This window comes from Streptomyces sp. NPDC001401 (assembly GCF_042895385.1).
Lineage (GTDB): Bacteria > Actinomycetota > Actinomycetes > Streptomycetales > Streptomycetaceae > Streptomyces.
Window position 1 is genome coordinate 621,934 of the sequence record NZ_JBIAWI010000001.1, and the last position, 19,252, is coordinate 641,185.

Consider the following 19,252-nt stretch of genomic DNA (forward strand, 5'->3'; position numbering starts at 1 on the left):
GGAACGGGTCCGACCCCTGCACCGCGGCGACGACTCCGAGTTCCGGTTCGGCTTCGTCGCCGGGCGCCCGCGCGACCGTATCGCTAACGAAAGGTTTACAGCAAGAGTCTTGAAACTCATAGCAAGAACTTTCACGAGCAACCTTGACGCGCCCTCCCAACGGCCCCACTCTCACCACTGGTTGACCACTGGTTGAAACCCAAACACCTTTCATCGGAGCCGCACATGACCAGACACCGACCTCCGGGTGTCTTCCGGCGCACGGCCAGTGCCGTGGCCGCCGGCGCGCTGGCGCTCGCGGGCGCGGTTGCACTGCCCGCCGCCTCCGCGCACGCGGACACCACCGCAAAGGGCGACGTGATCGCGAACCTGTGGGAGTGGAACTGGGACTCCATCGCCTCGGAGTGCACGAACGTGCTGGGCCCGGCGGGCTACGGCGCCGTCCAGGTCGCCCCGCCCGCCGAGTCGCTCAAACAGACCAACTACTACTGGTGGGACGTCTATCAGCCCTACTCCTACAACCTGAACAGCCGCTTCGGTACGGCGGCCAAGTTCGCGTCGATGATCACCGCTTGCCACAACGCCGGCATCAAGGTCTACACGGACGCGGTGATCAACCACACCGCCGCCCAGACCGGCACCGGCTACAACGGCACGACGATCACCAGCAAGTACGACACCCCGGAGTGGGACCGGAGCGACTATCACGACTCCAGCAGCTGCCCGACCTCCGACCTCACCATCCAGGACTACTCGAACCTCACCCAGGTCCAGAACTGCGAACTGCTGGGCCTGCCCGACCTGAAGACCGGCACGGACCACGTCCGCACGGGCCTCGCCGACTACCTCAACTCCCAGCTGGCACTGGGCGTGGACGGCTTCCGCGTCGACGCGGCCAAGCACATCCCCGAGACCGACCTCGCGGCGATCGAGTCGAAGCTGACGAACACGACGTCGGGGACGGCGCCGTACGTCTTCCAGGAGATCTACCCGGGCTCGACTCCGCAGCCGAGCGACTACTACTCCTCCGGCGACGTCCTCGACTTCACGTACGCGAGCAAGTTGAAGTCGGCGTTCCAGGGGAACGTCTCCGACCTGGAGTCCCTGTCGTCGTCCGGCATCCTCCCGGCCGCCAACTCGGTGTCCTTCGTGACCAACCACGACACCGAGCGCAACGGCCTGCACATGTCCTACAAGGACGGCGACACCTACAAGCTCGCCAACCTCTTCCAGCTCGCCTACAAGTGGTCGACCCCGACGGTCTACGCCAGCTGGGAGTGGACCCAGAGCGACCAGGCGCCGCCGAACTCCTCCGGCTTCGTCACGAACACCGACTGCTCCAGCGGCTCCTGGTACTGCCTGGACCGTGACACGGCGGTTGTCGGGATGGTGGCGTGGCACAACGCCGTCGACACGGCGGCGGTCTCCAACTGGCAGACCAAGTCGTCGAGCGTGATCGGTTTCGGCCGCTCGGGCGCGGGCTTCTTCGCGCTCAACAACGGTTCCTCGTCCGCCACTTACAGCTTCACGACCGGAATGGCCGACGGGACGTACAGCAACGTCATCGACGGCGGCGCGACCAAGGTGACCGTGTCGGGCGGCAGCGCGTCCCTCACCGTCCCCGCGAAGAGCGCGGTCGCCTTCTACAACTCCTCCTACACCTGCACGGTCGGCTGCGACGACACGGGCGGCGGCTCGTCGGGCTCGACGGTGAGCGCGACCTTCCACGAGTACGCGTCGACGACGAGCGGCACGAATGTGTACGTGGTGGGGTCCATCTCGGCGCTGGGCAGCTGGGACACGTCGAAGGCGATCCAGCTGTCGTCGTCCGGGTACCCGATCTGGTCGGGCGAGGTGAGCGTACCGACCAACACGTCCTTCACCTTCAAGTACCTCAAGAAAGACTCATCCGGAAACGTGACTTGGGAGTCGAACGCCAACAGGTCGGCCACCACGACGACTTCGGCAATCACCTTGAACAACTCCTGGAACGTGGCCAACGCCGACGCCACCGACGTCACCTTCAACGAGTACGCGACGACCGACTACGGCACCAACGTCTACGTCGTCGGCTCCGTCGCCTCCCTCGGCTCCTGGAACACGAGCGACGCGATCCCTCTGTCGTCCGCGTCCTACCCGACCTGGAGCAAGCTGGTCATCGTCCCCAAGAGCACGGCCTTCGAGTACAAGTTCCTGAAAAAGGACAGCTCCGGGAACGTGACCTGGGAGTCGGGGAGCAACCGTTCCTACACAACGGGCACGTCGTCCGGCTACACCACCAGTGATAGCTGGAAGTAGCCAAACGGCTCCCGGCGAACGGGCTGTCATCGAGGCGTCCTCGGTGACAGCCCGTTCCCTTTTTCGCGACTCGAAACCGTGACCGATCTCGACGAGCGTCGTTGATCCGGTCGTATGAAAGCCGACACTGGACGCAAGTACCGCCTGTACCCCACCCGCGGGCAGGAGGAGGTCCTTACCAAGTGGGGTCACTCAGCACGGGCCTTGTGGAACCTGGCATTGGAACAGCGTCAGTACGTTTACAAGCAGCGAGGCGTGACCATGCGGGCCGTGGAGCAATGCCTGCATCTCACAGCTGCGAGGGGCGAGATCGACTGGCTCGCAGAGCTTCCGGCAGCCGCGGGGCAGCAGGTGCTACGTCACCTGGACCGGGCATTCGACAACTTCTTCAACCCTTCACACCCAGCCACGTATCCGAAGTTCAAGAAGCGCGGCCATCAGCTGAAGGTGTCCTTCCCAGGATAGAACGTCAAGGTACGCAAACTCAGTCGCCGCTGGGCGGAGGTACGCCTGCTCAAGATCGGCTGGGTGCGATTCCGTCTCTCCCGCGCCCTGGGTGGAACTCTTCGCAATGCCACGATCAGCAAGGACGGCACCGGCTGGCACGTCTCGTTCGGCGTAGCCACGGGAATCAAGCCCGTGCCACGACTCGACAAGCCGGGATGCGGGGTGGACTTCGGCGTTGCGGCCTCCGCCTTCGTCTCCACCGAAGACAAGCCCAGGCGAATGCCGGAGACGCTCACCAAAGCGGAGAAGGCCCGGCTCAAGCATCTTGAGCAGAAGAAGGCTCGGCAACTCACCTACGCCAAGAAGCATCAAGGCGGCCGCTACAGCAAGCGACTGGGCCGGACCATCGAGCAAATCGCGAAGCTCAAGTCCCGTCAGGCCAACCGACGGCGAGACTTCACGCACAAGCTCACCACCGACCTCGCCAAGAACCACGGCTACGTCGGCATCGAAGACCTGCGCGTGAACAACATGACCAAGAGCGCCAAAGGAACCGTTGATCGCCCAGGCGTGAACGTCAAGGCCAAGACTGCACTGAATCGCGCGATCCTGGACAACTGCCCTGGCAAACGACGTCGACAGCTTGAGTACAAATGCCCCAAGTACGGGTCGGAACTGCGGCTGGTTCCTGCCTTTCACAGCTCCAACACCTGCGGGAATCCCGACTGCGGAAAGGTCGATCCGGAGTCACGGCCGGGATGTGGCCGGCTGTTCGTCTGCGTGCACTGTGGGCACGAGGACGACGCCGACCACAACGCTGCCGTCGAGATTCACGCCCGAGCCCGCCGGACGGGTGGCTCGGTCACCAACAGCACGCGCAGGCGCCAATCGGCGCCGAGTCCCGGGGAGCCCCGGAGGCGGTTGCGTGAAGCCCAGCCCGCCGTCCAGGGTGGCAACGGGAATCGCGGCCGGTGAACGGCAGCGAGAATCGTCAATGCAATGTGCAGAACAGCTAACAGCTCGACTTCCCCGAATAGATCGCCAGCGCAGTATTGGCACCCAAGGTGGCGGTGAACTGACCACTGGAGTTCACCGCCACCTGCGTGCTGCTCTGAACGTCGCAGTAGGTACCGGCGGGCAGCGAGGTCTGGTACGTACGGGTCAAGGTCGAGGACTCGTGGTTGATGGCCACGTACCCCGTGCTGCCCCGCCCGAAGCCGATCGCGTTGTTGCCGTTGTCCCACCAGTTGGTCACCGACTGGCCGCGGGTCGCGTTGCGGAAGGCGACCATGCGGATGATCTCCGGCCAGGCGTGCTGGCACTTCCAGCCGTCCTGCCAGCAGGCGTTGACCGTGCCGCCGTTGGGCGGGCCCGCGTCCGCGTCGGACCACTCGTAGCCGGAGTTGATGTCCGGGGCGCCGTAGGGATAGGCGAGCATGAAGACGTTGGCGAGGGTGTAGTTCGCCCCGTTCTTGTAGTTCAACGTGCTGCCGTTGCGCTCGGTGTCGTGGTTGTCGACGAAGACACCGGCGACCGAGCTGTTCATGTAGCCCCAGCCCTCGCCGTAGTTCTTCAGGTAAGCGAGGTTCTCGTTGTTGAAGACCCGCTTGAGGTCGTACGCGTAACGGAACTCCTGCACATCCCCGTTGCCGGTGTACTCGGTCGGCTGGACGGCCTCTCCGGCGCCGTAGATGACCTCCTGCTTCCAGTACACGCTCGAATTGCTCAGCCGGGACTTGATGTTCGCGAGGTCGGTCGCCGGGATGTGCTTGGCCGCGTCGATGCGGAAGCCGTCGGCGCCGTATCCGAGGAGGCTGTTCATGTAGCCGGCGATGGTGGCGCGGACGTACTCCTCGCCCGTGTCCAGGTCAGCGAGGCCGACGAGTTCGCAGTTCTGGACGTTGGCGCGGTTGGTGTAGTCGCTGACCGTGGACGTGCAGTCGTCCATGTCGGCCGAGGAGTACAGGCCCGGGTAGTTGTACTTCGTGTACGACGAGCCGCCCGTGCCGGTGCCGCTGCCCGCGGACATGTGGTTGATGACCGTGTCGACGACGACCTTCACACCGGCCGAATGACAGGTGTTGATCATGTTCTTGAAGGCCGTTGCGTCCCCGAGCCTGCCTGCGATCTTGTAGCTCACCGGCTGGTACGAGGTCCACCACTGCGAGCCCTGTATGTGCTCGGCGGGTGGGCTGACCTGGACGTAGCCGTAGCCCGCGGGGCCCAGGGTGTTGGTGCACTCCTTGGCGACGGAGGCGAAGTTCCACTCGAAGAGGACGGCAGTGACATCCTTGGTGCCGGGCGGGGAGGCGTGCGCGGAGGACGGGGTCATGACAAGGGCGGCCGCTGTGAGGGCGACGGTCGCCGAGAGGGTTCTGCGGGCCATGTGGGGGCTCCTTCACCGTTGAAGGTCCTTGCTGAAACTTTCCAGCAAACTTGCGGTGACGGAGATGTTAAAGGCCCGCCGCCTGAAAAGGCAGCGGGCCGTGTGAAGTTGATGCAAGAACTTTCAGGCGGTGGTGAACCACACCGTCGTGTCCGCCGGCACCTTCGTCTCGCCGTCCGCCTCGGTCACCTCGCCGCTGGTGAGCAGGACGCGGCCGTACGCCGGAGTCGTCACCGACTCGCCGCTCGTGTTCGCGACGCACACGAACTCCCCGCGCCGGAAGGCGAGTACGCCCTCGGGGGCGCGCAGCCACTCGACGGAGTCGCCCGCACCGAGGTCGGGCTGTTCGCGGCGGACGGCGAGGGCGGAGCGGTACAGCTCAAGGGTCGAGCCGGGCACGCCGGTCTGCGCTTCCACGCTCAACTCGCCCCAGCCCTCCGGCTGCGGCAGCCAGCTCCCGCCGTCCCCGAAGCCGTACGACGATCCGTCCCGCGTCCAGGGGATCGGCACCCGGCAGCCGTCGCGAAAGCCGTCCTGGCCGGCGCCGCGGAAGTACGCGGGGTCCTGGCGGACTTCGTCCGGGAGGTCGACGACGTCCGGGAGGCCGAGTTCCTCGCCCTGGTAGACGTATGCCGATCCCGGCAGCGCGAGCATCAGCAGCGTCGCCGCGCGCGCCCGGCGCAGGCCGAGTTCGCGGTCGCCGGCCAGGCGGATCTGGGTGCCGAGGCCGGGCTCGTTGGCGAAGCGGGTGGCGTGGCGGGTGACGTCGTGGTTGGAGAGCACCCACGTGGCGGGGGCACCCACCGGGCGCATCGCATCCAGCGTCCGGTCGACGACCTTGCGGAGTTCGTCCGCGTTCCAATCCGTCGACAGGTACTGGAAGTTGAAGGCCTGGTGGAGCTCGTCCGGGCGGACGTAGTTGGCGGTGCGCTCCACGGTCGGCGTCCACGCCTCGGCCACGAAGATGCGCTCGCCGGAGTACTCGTCGAGGATGCGGCGCCACTGGCGGTAGATCTCGTGCACGCCGTCCTGGTCGAAGAACGGCATGACATCGTTGCCCAGCAGCTTGAGTTGCTCGTGGGAGCCGAGGTCGGGCAGGCCCTCCGCCTTCACCAGGCCGTGGGCCACGTCGATGCGGAAGCCGTCGACGCCCATGTCGAGCCAGAAGCGCAGGATCGAGCGGAACTCGTCGCCCACCGCCGGGTGTTCCCAGTTGAAGTCGGGCTGCTCGGGGGCGAAGAGGTGGAGGTACCACTCGCCGTCCGGCACCCTGGTCCAGGCCGGGCCGCCGAAGATCGACTCCCAGTCGTTGGGCGGGAGTTCGCCGTCCTCGCCCTTGCCGGGGCGGAAGTGGTAGCGGTCGCGCAGGGGCGATCCGGGGCCTTCCCGCAGCGCCCGCTTGAACCACTCGTGCTGGTCGGAGGAGTGGTTGGGGACGAGGTCGACGATGATCCTGAGGCCCAGGTCGCGGGCGTCGCGGATCAGTGCGTCGGCGTCGAGGAGGTTGCCGAACATGGCGTCCACGGCCCGGTAGTCGGCGACGTCGTAGCCGGCGTCGGCCTGCGGGGAGGCGTAGAAGGGGCTGAGCCACACGGCGTCCACGCCGAGGTCGCGCAGATACGGGAGTCGGGAGCGTACGCCTTCCAGATCGCCCATGCCGTCGCCGTTGCTGTCGGCGAAGCTGCGCGGATAGACCTGGTAGATCACCGCGTCCCGCCACCAGTCGCGGCGTCTGGCGACGGTGGCCGTGGCGGTCGTCGGGGCCGGGTCGACTGCGGAGTGCTGCTGGCTCATGGCGTCCTATACGTAACGGAGTCATCGGGTCAGAGGTGGATACGGCGGCGGGGTGACGAGGCGGCCGCGGTCACAGCGGGGTCGGATGGTGACCGCGGCCGCCTCGGGTCTAAGGGGGGCTTGGGGGGGGCAACGCCCCCCAAAGGGGCGCGGGGAACTGCGCGACCAGCCACGACGGCGCCGCACACAACGACGACCCCTCGCGGCCAAACCGGCGGTCAGCCCTTCGTGCCGCCCGCGGTAAGACCGGTCACCAAGTTCTTCTGCACGAGATAGAAGAACGCGGAAACAGGTATCGCGATCAGTACCGCCGTCGCGGCCATCAGGTTGCGCTGGGCGTCATGCTCACTCACAAAGGTCTGCAGACCGACCGCGAAGGTGTACTTCGTGTCGGACAACATGAACGTCGAGGCGAACGCGACCTCGCCGAAGGCCGTGAGGAAGCTGTAGAAGGCCGCGACCGCCAGGCCCGGCTTGGCGAGCGGCAGGATCAGTCGCGCGAACGTGCCGAAGGGGGTCAGCCCGTCGACGCGTCCGGCCTCGTCGATCTCGAACGGGATCGTGTCGAAGTAGCCCTTCAGCAGCCAGGCGCAGTAGGGCACCGCGGTCGAGCAGTAGACGAGGATGAGCCCAAGGTAGCTGTCGATGAGCTGCAGGTCCGACAGGATCTGGTACATCGGCACCATGAGTACGGCTACCGGGAACATCTGGGTGACCAGTAGCACCCACATGAACTTCCGGTAGCCCGGGAAGCGCATGCGGGAGACCGCGTAGCCGGTGGTGGCGGCGATCAGCACGCCGATGACCGTCGTACCCAGCGACACGATCAGCGAGCTCTTCAGCCAGTCGAAGAACTCCGTGTGCTGCAGCACGAAGGAGTAGTTGGCGAAGGAGATCTTGGCCCAGATGCCGCCGGGGTGCAGGTAGTCGTCCTTGTCCGGGCCCAGGGAGAGGTAGATCAGCCAGGCGACCGGGAAGAAGGCGATCAGGCTCGCAACGGTCAGGATGCCGTGCGAGACGAGGGACGCCGTACGGCTGCGCTCGCCGCGGCCGCGCACCTTGCCGGGGCCGGCCTGCGCGGCGCTCTGACCGGCCGCCGCGGCGGAGGTCTCAACAGTGGTCGTGCTCATGGGGACTCCTGCCTCAGATCGCGAGCTGCTGCTCATTGCGGTTCAGCCAGCGGCGGTAGAAGGAGGTGAAGACGATCAGGATGGCCAGCAGCAGGATGCCGTAGGCGGCGGACTGTGCGAAGTCGCGCGGCTGCTGTCCGAAGCCGAGGTAGTAGGCCCAGGTGACGAGGATCTGCGCGTCGGGGGCGGTGTTGCCGAACAGCAGGAAGATCACGGCGAACTGGTTGAAGGTCCAGATGATGCCGAGCAGTACGACGGTGGAGCTGACGGACCTCAGACCCGGCAGGGTGACATAGCGGAAGCGCTGCCAGGCGGTGGCGCCGTCCATCTCGGCGGCCTCGTAGAGGGAGGCGTCGATGGACTGCAGTCCGCCGAGCAGGGAGACCATCATGAACGGCACACCGCACCAGGTGTTGACCATGATCGCGGCGAACCGCTGCCAGAAGGTGTCCTCGAGCCAGTCCGGTGTCGGCAGGTGCAGCGCGTCGAGCGCCAGATTGACGATGCCGCCGTCGGCGAGCATGAACCGCCAGCCGAAGACGGTGACGAAGGTCGGCACGGCCCACGGCAGGATGAGGACCAGCCGGTAGAAGGTGCGGCCGCGCAGCTTCTGGTTGAGCAGCAGCGCGAGGCCGAGACCGATCGTGTAGTGCAGGGCGACACAGAGTGCCGTCCAGACGATCGTCCAGATGAAGTGGGACCAGAAGCGGTCGTAGGCAGTCGGGCCGAACAGGATGTCCTTGTAGTTGTCGAGCCCGATGAACTTGTAGGTGGCGTCGATGTGGTTGACGCCGATCGTGCGCGCGGTGTTGAGGCTGTTGGCGTCCGTGAGCGTCAGGTACAGGCCGTAGACCAGCGGGTACAGGACGAGGACGCCGAGCACTACGGCCACGGGCGTGATCATGGCGTACGCGTACCAGTTCTTCTGGTAGCTGCGCTTCAGGCGTTGGCCCAGCCCGGGCCGCGGCGCGCGGTCACCGTGGCGTTTGCCGGTGGCGCGGTCGATGGCGACTGTCATGTTCGACACCTTCTGGAAGTTCTGCGGCTCTGAGAAGTGGCTGGGCACAGGCCGGTGACCGCCGGGTCCGTCCCCCCATGAAATGGCGGGCCCGACGGTCACTCGGGGCTTACTTGCTGAAGTCCGGCACCAGCTTGGCCATGGCGAGTTCGGCGTTGCTCAGGCCCTTGTCGAGGGACTCCTTGCCGCCGGCGATGGAGGTCAGCTCGGTGTCCAGCGGGGTCCACAGGGAGCTGTACTCGGGCAGTGCCGGGCGCGGCTGGGCGGCGGGCAGGACCGTCTGGAAGCCGGCGATGCCCGGGTCGGCCTTGACCGCGGCGGTGTAGGCGTCGTCGCGGGTCGGCAGCGTGGAGTTCTTCAGGGCGATCTCCGTCTGGGACTTCGCGGAGGTCATGAAGTTGACGAACTTGAGGGCCGCCTTCTGGTGGGCGGAGTCCGAACCGGCGTACACCGACAGGTTGTGGCCGCCGGTCGGGGCGCCCGCCTTGCCGGTGGAGCCGGCCGGGACGGTGGCGATGCCGAGGTTGGACTTGTCCTTGAAGGCCGAGCCCTTGTAGAAGTTCGTGATCTCCCAGGGGCCCTGGATGATCGAGGCGACCTTGCCGTTGACGAACGCGTCCTGGATGTGGGAGTAGGCGTCGGCGGTGGTGTCGGCCTTGTGCAGGCCCTGGCCCTTGAAGAGGCTCAGCCAGGTGCCGTAGGCCTTCTTCGCGGCATCCGAGTTCACGGTGATCTTCTTGGCGGAGGCGTCGACGGTGTCGGTGCCCTCGCCGTAGAGGAAGGTCTGCGCGTAGTAGGACTGGGTGGAGCCCCAGTAGCCGTAGACCTTGGCCTTGGAGTCGATCTTGGCGGCGTCGGCCTTGAGCTCGTCCCAGGTCTTGGGGGCCTCGGTGATGCCGGCCTTCTTGAAGATCGCCTTGTTGTAGACGAGGGCGAGGGTGTCGGTGACCAGCGGGACGCCGTAGGTCTTGCCGTCGTACTTGGCCTGCTCGATCAGGTTGGAGCGGAACTTGCTCTGGTCCGCGAGGGCCTCGGTGCCGTCCAGCGGCAGGAAGTAGCTCTTCTTGGCGAAGGCGGGGGTCCAGCCGACCTCGGAGCGCAGCACGTCCGGGGCGCCCTTGGAGCCGGCGGCCGTGTCGAACTTGTTCTGCGCCTCGCTGAAGGGGACGTTGACGTAGTTGACCTTGATGTTCTTGTTGGCGGCCTCGAACTCCTTGACCAAGGCCTTGTACGTCGGCGCCTCATTGGTGGCGTTGGAGGTGTCCCACCAGGTGATGGTGACCGGGCCGCTGCTCTTGTCGCTGCCGCTGTCACTTCCGCCGCAGGCCGTCGCCGCGAGGGCGAAGGACGCCACCAGCGCGGTGGCCGCTATGCCACGCCGCATGAGTTCTCCTTGAGGGTGAAAGCCCGTGTGATGCAAGGGCGGCCCCGTCTGCCGCTCCCGCCGTCTTGCCGACTGCGCCGTTGCGGCCGCCGGGCGTCGCCGAACGTAACAGCGTTGAAAGCTGCGCGAAAGGTCTTGCAGCAAAAAATTGCAAGGCGGCGCGAGAGTTACCCACCCGTGACCTCTCCTCGACCCCCGCGCAACCGAGTATTGAAGCCGCTGAGCGGGCCGTGCGAGTGTTGTGCAAGACTCTGCAAGCTCTTGCCGTACCAGGCGCCCACCAGAACACGAGGGACCGCGATGACGCAGCAACCCGCTCGGGGCCGTGCAACCGCTCGCGCCCGGCGCCCGATTGGTGTGCAAAGTGACAGTCGGCCGGTACAGTCCACCCCTGTGACCACACGGCTGGCAGACATCGCTGCTCAGGCGGGGGTGAGCGAAGCGACCGTCAGCCGCGTCCTCAACGGCAAGCCGGGCGTCGCCGCCACCACCCGCCAGTCCGTGCTCGCCGCACTGGACGTGCTCGGCTACGAGCGTCCCGTACGCCTGCGGCAGCGCAGCGAGGGCCTGGTGGGCCTGATCACCCCGGAGCTGGAGAACCCGATATTCCCGGCGCTGGCCCAGGTGATCGGCCAGGCCCTGACCCGGCAGGGCTACACCCCGGTGCTCGCCACCCAGACCCCGGGCGGATCCACCGAGGACGAGCTGACGGAGATGCTCGTCGACCGCGGGGTCGCCGGCATCATCTACGTCTCCGGACTGCACGCCGACACCACCGCCGACATGGAGCGCTACGAGCGACTGCGCGCGCAGGGCGTGCCGTACGTCCTGGTGGACGGCTTCTCGCCGAAGGTGCAGGCACCGTTCATCTCCCCCGACGACCGCGCGGCGATGACGCTGGCGGTCACGCACCTGGTGTCGCTGGGGCATTTGAGGATCGGTCTCGCCCTCGGCCCCAAGCGGTTCGTGCCGGTGCAGCGCAAGATCGAGGGCTTCGTGCGCGCGATGCAGGACCAGACCGGCCTGAGCGCGCAGACGATCGAGACGGAGCTCGTCCAGCACTCGCTCTACACCCTGGAGGGCGGCCAGGCCGCCGCCACCGCGCTGATCGGCCGTGACTGCACGGCGGTGGTGTGCGCGAGCGACATGATGGCGCTCGGCGCGATACGCGCGGCCCGTCAGCTCGGCCTGGAAGTCCCGCGGGACGTCTCGGTGGTGGGCTTCGACGACTCCCCCTTGATCGCCTTCACCGACCCGCCGCTGACCACGATCCGCAAGCCGGTCCCGGCGATGGGCCAAGCCGCGGTACGTACGTTGCTGGAGGAGATCGGCGGGACGCCTGCGCCCCACAGTGAGTTCGTGTTCATGCCGGAACTGGTGGTGCGTGGATCGACCGCTTCGGCGCCTGGGGACCGGAATCGTCCTTAGGGCGGAGAATTCTCGAATTCGTGCAGTGCGTCGGGAGTAGGCGCGCACGTCTGTGTGTTGTAGAACATGCGGCCCGAACCCGACCGCGGGATGATCGGTCGCAGAAGGCATTTCTGGCAGACTTTGTGCCCATGGGTGACTCGACGGTGACCAGTCTGGACGACCGTGAGCAGACGCAGACGGCCGTTCTCGACTCCCCCACGGCCGCAAACGGGCCGGGTCTCCTGCGCCGGCTGCGCACCCCGCGTCGTCCCCGTCTCTGGTTCGAGATCGTTCTGATCGCGGTGAGTTACTGGACCTACTCACTGATCCGCAACGCGGTTCCGGAACAGCGCGGCCAGGCGCTGCGCAACGCCGACTGGCTGTGGCGGATGGAGCACCACCTCGGCATCGCGGTCGAGGAGTCGGTCAACCACGCGGTGAACTCGGCGACTTGGCTGATCGTCGGCATGAACTACTACTACGCGACGCTGCACTTCGTGGTCACGCTGGGTGTCCTTGTGTGGCTCTACCGTAGTCATCCGGGCCGCTATGCGGCGACGCGTCTGGTGCTGTTCGCGACGACGGGTGTGGCTCTGGTCGGTTACTACCTGTATCCGCTGGCGCCGCCGAGGCTGATGCACGGCAGCACCTTCATCGACACGGTCATGGTCCACCAGACCTGGGGGTCGATGGCCTCCGGCGATCTGAAGCACATGTCGAACCAGTACGCCGCGATGCCGTCCATGCACATCGGCTGGTCCGTGTGGTGCGGGCTGACGATCTTTGCGCTGGCCAAGGTGCCGTGGGTCAGGGTGCTGGGTCTTCTTTATCCTTTGGCGACGCTGACGGTGATTGTCGCCACCGCGAACCACTTCTGGCTCGATGCGGTGGGTGGGTTGCTGTGCCTCGCGTTCGGGTTCGCGGTGGCTCGGGTCTGGTACGGGGCGTTGCCGTATGCGTTGCCGCGCGGCGCTCCGCGGGTTGTGCCGCGGTAGGTCGTTGTTTGTCTGCGGCGCCGTTGTGGCTGGTCGCGCAGTTCCCCGCGCCCCTTGGGGGGGAGTCGCCGCAGCGTTCTCAGCGCGGGCCGGCTGCCTTTTCAGCCCGTCCGGCGTTTGAGGACGAGGCCTTTCGGGCCGAAGCGGGGGTCTGGGGGCGCAGCCCCCAGGGACGTGCACCCCCACCGGCCTACGCCCCGTAGAACAACACCTCAACCACGGCCCTCGCCCGCCGCGCCGTACGGCGATACGCATCCAGCATGTCCCCGACATGCCCGTCCCCGTACCCCAAGTACCGCCCCACGGCGGCCAGTTCACGCCCGTCCGACGGGAAGGTGTCCCCCGCACGGCCGCGCACCAGCATCACGGCGTTGCGCACGCGTGTGGCCAGTACCCACGCCTCGTCCAGGATCGAGGCGTCCTCCGCCGAGATCAGCTCGGCGGCGCACGCCGCGGCCAGCGCCTCCCGGGTGCGGGTCGTGCGCAGACCCGGCTCGGCCCAGCCGTGCTGCAGCTGCAGCAGCTGCACGGTCCATTCGACGTCGGACAAGCCGCCGGGCCCGAGCTTGGTGTGCAGCTTGGGGTCGGCGCCGCGCGGCAGCCGCTCGGACTCCATGCGGGCCTTCAGGCGCCGGATCTCCCGTACGGCGTCGTCTCCGAGCCCCTCCGCCGGGTACCGCAGCGGATCGACCAGCTCGATGAAGGACCGCCCCAGCTCCTCGTCCCCGGCGACCGGCTCGGCCCGCAGCAGCGCCTGCGACTCCCAGACCAAGGACCAGCGGCGGTAGTAGGCCTCGTACGACTTCAGCGTCCGTACGAGCGGTCCGGACTTGCCCTCGGGGCGCAGGTCCGCGTCGATCAGCAGGGGCGGGTCCGCGCTGGGGATCTGCAGCAGGCGGCGCATCTCGGAGACGACCCGGTTCGCAGCCTCCGAAGCCTCCTGCTCGGCCACGCCCTCCCGCGGCTCGTGCACGAAGATCACGTCCGCGTCGGAGCCGTAGCCCAGTTCGTGCCCGCCGAAGCGGCCCATGCCGATGACGGCGAACCGGGTCGGCAGCGTGTCGCCCCAGCCCTCCCGCACCACCGCACGCAGCGTCCCGGCGAGCGTCGCCGCCGTCAGGTCGGACACCGCGCCACCGACCAGGTCCACCAGCGCGCCCTGGTCGGCCTCGGCGGGCTGGGTCTCGGTGCCGTAGGAGCCGACGATGTCGGCGGCGGCCGTACGGAAGAGCTCGCGGCGGCGGACGCCGCGGGCCGCGGTGACCGCCTGCTGCGCGTTCTCCGCGCGGCCGACGGCGGCCAGGATCTCCTGCTCCAGGTGGGCCCGCTCGCGCGGCTCCAGTCCCCCGCCGTCCCCGTCGCCGAGCAGGGCCACCGCCTCCGGGGCGCGCATCAGCAGGTCGGGGGCGAGGCGCCCGGCGGACAGCACGCGCGCGAGGTTCTCGGCCGCCGCGCCCTCGTCCCGCAGCAGCCGCAGATACCAGGGGGTCTTGCCGAGCGCGTCGGACACCTTGCGGAAGTTGAGCAGGCCCGCGTCCGGGTCGGCGGAGTCCGCGAACCAGCCGAGGAGCACGGGCAGCAGGGTCCGCTGGATGGCGGCCTTTCTCGTCACCCCGGAGGCCAGCGCCTCCAGGTGGCGCAGGGCGGCGGCCGGGTCGCCGTAGCCGAGCGCGACCAGCCGCTCCCGGGCCGCCTCGGGGCTCAACCGGGCCTCGCCGGGGGCGAGTTGGGCGACCGCGTCGAGCAGCGGGCGGTAGAAGAGCTTCTCGTGCAGGCGGCGTACGACCGCCGCGTGCCGCCGCCATTCGCGGTTCAGCTCGGCGACCGGGTCGGCGCGCAGGCCGAGCGATCGCCCGATGCGCCGCTGGTCGGCCTCGTCCTCGGGGACGAGGTGGGTGCGGCGCAGGCGGTAGAGCTGGATCCGGTGCTCCATGGAGCGCAGGAAGCGGTACGCCTCGTCGAGCTGCACGGCGTCGGTGCGCCCCACGTACCCGCCCGCCGCCAGCTCGTGCAACGCATCCAGGGTCGTGCCGCTGCGCAGCGCCGCGTCCGCCCGCCCGTGCACCAGCTGCAGCAGCTGTACGGCGAATTCGACGTCCCGGAGGCCTCCGGGGCCGAGCTTCAGCTCGCGGTCGATCTCGGCGGCGGGGATGTTCTCGACGACCCGGCGGCGCATCTTCTGGACGTCGGCGACGAAGTTCTCGCGCTCGGCGGCCTTCCAGACGAGGGGTTCGAGGGCGGCGACGTACTCCTCGCCGAGCTCGATGTCGCCGGCCACCGGGCGGGCCTTGAGCAGGGCCTGGAACTCCCAGGTCTTGGCCCAGCGCTGGTAGTAGGCGAGGTGGCTGGAGAGCGTGCGGACCAGCGGGCCGTTTCTGCCCTCGGGGCGCAGATTGGCGTCGACGGGCCAGATGGACCCCTCGACGGTGGTCTCCGAGCAGATCCGCATCATGTGCGAGGCGAGCCTGGTGGCGGATCGCAGGGCCTTGCCCTCGTCGGCCCCTTCGACGGCCTCGCCGACGAAGATCACGTCGACGTCGGACACGTAGTTCAGCTCATGGCCCCCGCACTTGCCCATCGCGATGACCGCGAGCCGGCACAGCGCGGCGTCCTCCGGCGCGGCGGCACGGGCGATGGCGAGGGCGGCGCGCAGGGTGGCGGTGGCGAGGTCGGCGAGCTCGGCGGCGGTCTCGGCGAGGTCGGTGGTGCCGCACACGTCGCGGGCGGCGATGGACAGCAGGCAGCGCCGGTAGGCCACACGGAGGGAGACGGGGTCGGTGGCCTCCGCGAGTCCCCGCTCGAACTCCTCCACCCCCGGGTGCAGGTCCCGCGGCTCGTAGGTGACCAGTGCCTCCCAGTCGCGCGGGTGCCGGGTCAGGTGGTCGGCGAGGGCGGCGGACGCGCCGAGCACGCCGAGCAGCCGGTCGCGCAGCGGCTTGGCCGCTATCAGCGTGTCGAGCAGTTCGCGGCGCGCGGTGGGGCCGGGCTGGGCCTCGAGGAGCCGTACCAGACCGAGCAGCGCCAGGTCCGGGTCGGCGGTCGCACCCAGCGCGTCGAGCAGCACCGGGTCGTCGCGCACGGGCATGAGCTCCACGCTGTCCAGGAGCCGCTCGGCGCCCGAGGGATCGGTGAAGCCGTGCCGCAGCAGCCGCGTGAAGGTACTGCTCCTGCGCCCGGGCACCGTCATCCCCGTCCTCCCGTCGGATCAAGGTCGTACTTGGCCCGAGCCTAACCGCAGACACTGACAGAAGCGCCGGGGCGGGATGGCGCCGCTTTCGGCTTCTCGGTGGCGCCCGGCACCGTTTTCGGCTTCGGTATGGGGGAGCCGTTCAGCCAGACACGGTGGCGATCCGCCCGACGTACGACAGATTCGCCCGACGTACGACACAAGGAGTCGTTCCATGGACATGAGCCTCGAAGTGATCCTGCTGCCGGTCTCCGACGTGGACCGGGCCAAGGAGTTCTACCGGGACAAGGTCGGCTTCCATGTGGACCTCGACGGCGAGGTGATGGAGGGGGTGCGGATCGTGCAGCTCACCCCGCCCGGGTCCGGGTGTTCGATCGCGCTGGTCGACGGGCTGCAGGTGCCCACGGGGACGCCGCAGCCGGGGACGTATCACGGGATGCAGCTGTGCGTGACGGACGCCAAGGCCGCGTACGAGGAGCTGACCGCGCGCGGGCTCGAGGTCAGCGAGCCGCAGCAGTTCGCGCCGCAGGACGGTGCCACGTTCATGTACTTCAAGGACCCGGACGGCAACGGCTGGGCGATCCAGGAGTACCGGCGCCGGGCGACGGAGCCGCTGCACAAGGTGCTGGCCGACCTGGCCGCCCGGCAGTAGTTCACCCGATCTTCATCCTCCGGGTTGGGTGAGGTGGGACGCGGGCATCTTGACGTGAGCATGCTCTGTCCGCACCGCCGCCCCCGTCCTTCCCCCCACCGGAGGTTGATGTGCCCGGCAGCAGTTCTGCCCGTGCCGTTCATTCGACGTCTCGCCGCAGCCGTACGGCCGTGGCGTCCGTGCTCGCCTTCACAGCCACGGCCATCGGGCTGTGGACCGGCCTCGGCGGCTCCTCGTCCGCCGCGTCCGGGGTGCCGACCCCGGACCATGTGGTCGTCGTGGTCATGGAGAACCACGCGTACAGCCAGGTGATCGGCTCTTCCAACGCCCCGTACATCAACTCGCTCAAGACCGGCGGCGCGAGCCTCACCCAGTCCTACGCCGAGACCCACCCGAGCCAGCCCAACTACTACGCGCTGTTCTCGGGCTCCACCCAGGGCGTCACCGACGACAGCTGTGTCACCCCGGGCTTCTCCTCGGCCGACAACCTCGCCTCCGAGCTGATCGACGCCGGCCGGACCTGGGCCAGCTACAACGAGTCACTGCCCAGCGAGGGCGACACGACCTGCAGCGACGGCGACTACGCGCAGAAGCACAATCCGTGGTTCGGCTTCAGCAACGTACCGACGTCGTCCGCGAAGACCTTCGACGACTTCCCGACGGACTACTCCACCCTCCCCGACGTCTCCTTCGTCACCCCCGACCTGTGCAGCGACATGCACGACTGCTCGGTGTCGACCGGCGACACCTGGATCAAGAACAACCTCGGCGCCTACGCCACCTGGGCGTCCACCCACAACAGCCTCCTCGTCATCACCTTCGACGAGGACAACCGGCTGTCCGGCAACCGCATCCCGACGGTCCTGTACGGCCAGCCGGTGACGACGGGCTCCAGCAGCTCCACCACCTACGACCACTACGACCTGCTCCGCACCCTGGAGGACTCCCAGGGCCTGACGGCCCACGCGGGCAACGCGGCCTCGGCGTCCGACATCACGGGGGTCTGGGCCTCCTGAGGTGTACGCGGCGGACAGCCGCGCAGGCTCTCCAGCTGCGCCGGCGTCCGCGGACGGCGCCGCCCGGCCCACCGCGGCCGGGCGGCCCTCGCGTGACCTCGGGGACCATCGTCTACGGCCTGCCGGGCGACTACGGCGCCGACCTCTACACGGTCCTGGCCGACGGCAAGGTAAAGCCGCGGCGCATCAGCACCGCGGCAGAGTCCCCTGCGTACTTCCCATAGCGGCGTATGCCACGAAGTGGGCCGAACTCGACCCCACCGGGTCGTGACCCACGACGGCCCGGCAGCCCCCGCCGCCAAAAGAAGAAAGAACCAGGAAAAGAACCAACCAAACCCGCCCCCACCCCCGGCACCGCCCGCTCACCCGTACGAGTGATCAACGCCAACTCGGCTGGCGATCAAGGAATTTGGTGAGGCAGGGTCGGCCGAGACACACCACGTGTGATCATCCAGTCGCGTAACCGCACAACAGCACCCACACATGCGACGGCCCCCGCCGGGACGGCAATCCCAATGCGAGGGCCTGACCACCGAGGAAGTAGGGCTTCCCGATGGCTGAGCAGCACTTTAGCGCGCCCACGCGCGCAAAGTTCGCCCGTTCCCACCGTTCACCCCACCGCTCCAGGAACGGAGTTGGTCACGTGGCCGCGCGCCACCCCGAGCAGTTCACCGTGGTCGGAAACCACCTCGCCCAACACCCTGAAATGTCCCTGACTGCGATCGGTCTCGCGACCCACATCCAGTCGCTGCCTGAAGGGACGCCGGTCGGCATCAAGGCGCTCGCGGCGAAGTTCCCCGAAGGGGAGACCCGTATTGCCGCCGCTCTGCGCGAACTGGAGGCGCACGGCTATCTGGCCCGGATCAAGGAACGCACGCCTTCCGGCCACATCGTGACCCGCACCATCTCTTACAACAATCCCCGCCTCAACCCAGCCGTCGCCGGACAGCCCGCCCCGGCCGCAGGCCCCCGCCGCGAACCGGCGCCCGAGCCCGAGGAGCCGGAACCAGCCGGGCCCGCAGCCGAGTCACCACCCACGACCACGCCACAGCCGCTCGCAGCCGAACGCGCCACCTCGGCCGGAACCGAGCATCCACACCCCGGAGGCCGCCCGAAATCCGACCGCGCCCCACTCCCAAAGCCCCGAGTCCCCGTCGAGGCCTCGCCATACGAGCACACGGCCGGCGCCCTGCTGGCAGCCCTCCGCTGCGACGACCCCCGCCTCGTCCTCTCGCCACGCGACATCGACCGCCTCACTCCGGCTGTCTGCACCTGGCTGGAGCGCGCCGTCGACCCTGCAGCCGTAAAGCGCGCCCTGACCGCTTCCCTCCCCCGCCCCCTGAACAACCCGGCCGGGCTCCTGGCCCACCGCCTCACGGAACTGCTTCCGCCACCCCTGCCCGCAACGCCAGTCGGTCCCACGCGGCCACCACGCCCGACCCCGTTCCAGACCTGCGACGGCTGCGAGCGAGCCTTCCGCGCCACCGAGCCGGGAATGTGTCGCGACTGCACCCCGCTCGTCACCGCCGCATAGC

General features: G+C 68.1%; 14 protein-coding genes and 2 pseudogenes. 10 read left to right on the forward strand and 6 right to left on the reverse strand.

Going from position 1 to position 19,252, the window contains the following annotated elements:
• Positions 1–225: 225 nt before the first annotated feature.
• The 3 genes and pseudogenes from ACFY10_RS02885 to ACFY10_RS02895 all read left to right on the forward strand — a co-directional run.
• The gene (locus ACFY10_RS02885; RefSeq protein ID WP_390663241.1) at positions 226–2,298 is read left to right on the forward strand and encodes a carbohydrate-binding module family 20 domain-containing protein; all 2,073 of its coding nucleotides are present in this window, start codon (positions 226–228) and stop codon (positions 2,296–2,298) included.
• 114 nt (positions 2,299–2,412) lie between these two features.
• Positions 2,413–2,763: a helix-turn-helix domain-containing protein gene (locus ACFY10_RS02890; protein ID WP_390663242.1), complete on the forward strand. Its 351-nt coding sequence runs from the start codon at positions 2,413–2,415 to the stop codon at positions 2,761–2,763.
• Positions 2,764–2,805: 42 nt separating this feature from the next.
• A pseudogene (locus ACFY10_RS02895) lies at positions 2,806–3,720 on the forward strand (RNA-guided endonuclease InsQ/TnpB family protein); the annotation flags it as partial.
• 37 nt (positions 3,721–3,757) lie between these two features.
• On the opposite strand, the gene ACFY10_RS02900 reads toward ACFY10_RS02895, so the two are convergent.
• The 5 genes from ACFY10_RS02900 to ACFY10_RS02920 form a co-directional block, all read right to left on the reverse strand.
• Complete coding sequence (locus ACFY10_RS02900) at positions 3,758–5,131, reverse strand: alpha-amylase family protein (protein WP_390663243.1); 1,374 nt, start codon at positions 5,129–5,131, stop codon at positions 3,758–3,760.
• A gap of 123 nt (positions 5,132–5,254) precedes the next feature.
• Positions 5,255–6,925, reverse strand: a complete 1,671-nt coding sequence (locus tag ACFY10_RS02905; RefSeq protein ID WP_390663244.1) for a glycoside hydrolase family 13 protein — start codon at positions 6,923–6,925, stop codon at positions 5,255–5,257.
• Between the two features lie 218 nt (positions 6,926–7,143).
• On the reverse strand, positions 7,144–8,055 hold the full coding sequence (locus ACFY10_RS02910) for a sugar ABC transporter permease (protein WP_390663245.1): 912 nt from the start codon (positions 8,053–8,055) through the stop codon (positions 7,144–7,146).
• Between the two features lie 13 nt (positions 8,056–8,068).
• Positions 8,069–9,073, reverse strand: coding sequence for a carbohydrate ABC transporter permease (locus tag ACFY10_RS02915; RefSeq protein ID WP_390663246.1), 1,005 nt, complete (start codon positions 9,071–9,073; stop codon positions 8,069–8,071).
• Positions 9,074–9,182: 109 nt separating this feature from the next.
• Positions 9,183–10,457, reverse strand: a complete 1,275-nt coding sequence (locus ACFY10_RS02920; protein ID WP_390663247.1) for an extracellular solute-binding protein — start codon at positions 10,455–10,457, stop codon at positions 9,183–9,185.
• A 393-nt stretch (positions 10,458–10,850) separates the two neighbouring features.
• On the opposite strand from ACFY10_RS02920, the gene ACFY10_RS02925 reads away from it, so the two are divergent.
• Together ACFY10_RS02925 and ACFY10_RS02930 are read left to right on the forward strand one after the other, a co-directional pair.
• The gene (locus tag ACFY10_RS02925; protein WP_390663248.1) at positions 10,851–11,885 is read left to right on the forward strand and encodes a LacI family DNA-binding transcriptional regulator; all 1,035 of its coding nucleotides are present in this window, start codon (positions 10,851–10,853) and stop codon (positions 11,883–11,885) included.
• Positions 11,886–12,016: 131 nt separating this feature from the next.
• Positions 12,017–12,862 (forward strand): phosphatase PAP2 family protein, encoded by an 846-nt coding sequence (locus tag ACFY10_RS02930; protein ID WP_390663249.1) that lies wholly within the window; start codon positions 12,017–12,019, stop codon positions 12,860–12,862.
• 190 nt (positions 12,863–13,052) lie between these two features.
• Here ACFY10_RS02930 and ACFY10_RS02935 read toward each other — a convergent pair whose 3' ends face one another.
• Complete coding sequence (locus tag ACFY10_RS02935; RefSeq protein WP_390663250.1) at positions 13,053–16,049, reverse strand: bifunctional [glutamine synthetase] adenylyltransferase/[glutamine synthetase]-adenylyl-L-tyrosine phosphorylase; 2,997 nt, start codon at positions 16,047–16,049, stop codon at positions 13,053–13,055.
• A 78-nt stretch (positions 16,050–16,127) separates the two neighbouring features.
• Between ACFY10_RS02935 and ACFY10_RS02940 the strand changes: the two are divergent.
• The 5 genes and pseudogenes from ACFY10_RS02940 to ACFY10_RS02960 all read left to right on the forward strand — a co-directional run.
• Positions 16,128–16,211, forward strand: a pseudogene (locus ACFY10_RS02940) (pyridoxamine 5'-phosphate oxidase family protein); the annotation flags it as partial.
• 52 nt (positions 16,212–16,263) lie between these two features.
• Positions 16,264–16,701, forward strand: a complete 438-nt coding sequence (locus ACFY10_RS02945; RefSeq protein ID WP_390663251.1) for a VOC family protein — start codon at positions 16,264–16,266, stop codon at positions 16,699–16,701.
• A 170-nt stretch (positions 16,702–16,871) separates the two neighbouring features.
• A complete protein-coding gene (locus ACFY10_RS02950; protein WP_390663252.1) occupies positions 16,872–17,717 on the forward strand; it encodes an alkaline phosphatase family protein in 846 nt (281 codons plus the stop codon).
• Positions 17,718–17,809: 92 nt separating this feature from the next.
• Positions 17,810–17,941: a hypothetical protein gene (locus ACFY10_RS02955; RefSeq protein WP_390663253.1), complete on the forward strand. Its 132-nt coding sequence runs from the start codon at positions 17,810–17,812 to the stop codon at positions 17,939–17,941.
• A 419-nt stretch (positions 17,942–18,360) separates the two neighbouring features.
• Positions 18,361–19,251, forward strand: coding sequence for a helix-turn-helix domain-containing protein (locus ACFY10_RS02960; protein ID WP_390663254.1), 891 nt, complete (start codon positions 18,361–18,363; stop codon positions 19,249–19,251).
• Position 19,252: the final 1 nt, after the last annotated feature.

Bases quoted from the DNA above. Each gene is read 5' to 3' on its own strand.
- ACFY10_RS02885 (WP_390663241.1), top strand. From the start codon at position 226: ATGACCAGACACCGACCTCCGGGTGTCTTCCGGCGCACGGCCAGTGCC.
- ACFY10_RS02890 (WP_390663242.1), top strand. From the start codon at position 2,413: ATGAAAGCCGACACTGGACGCAAGTACCGCCTGTACCCCACCCGCGGG.
- ACFY10_RS02900 (WP_390663243.1), bottom strand. From the start codon at position 5,131: ATGGCCCGCAGAACCCTCTCGGCGACCGTCGCCCTCACAGCGGCCGCC.
- ACFY10_RS02905 (WP_390663244.1), bottom strand. From the start codon at position 6,925: ATGAGCCAGCAGCACTCCGCAGTCGACCCGGCCCCGACGACCGCCACG.
- ACFY10_RS02910 (WP_390663245.1), bottom strand. From the start codon at position 8,055: ATGAGCACGACCACTGTTGAGACCTCCGCCGCGGCGGCCGGTCAGAGC.
- ACFY10_RS02915 (WP_390663246.1), bottom strand. From the start codon at position 9,073: ATGACAGTCGCCATCGACCGCGCCACCGGCAAACGCCACGGTGACCGC.
- ACFY10_RS02920 (WP_390663247.1), bottom strand. From the start codon at position 10,457: ATGCGGCGTGGCATAGCGGCCACCGCGCTGGTGGCGTCCTTCGCCCTC.
- ACFY10_RS02930 (WP_390663249.1), top strand. From the start codon at position 12,017: ATGGGTGACTCGACGGTGACCAGTCTGGACGACCGTGAGCAGACGCAG.
- ACFY10_RS02935 (WP_390663250.1), bottom strand. From the start codon at position 16,049: ATGACGGTGCCCGGGCGCAGGAGCAGTACCTTCACGCGGCTGCTGCGG.
- ACFY10_RS02945 (WP_390663251.1), top strand. From the start codon at position 16,264: ATGGACATGAGCCTCGAAGTGATCCTGCTGCCGGTCTCCGACGTGGAC.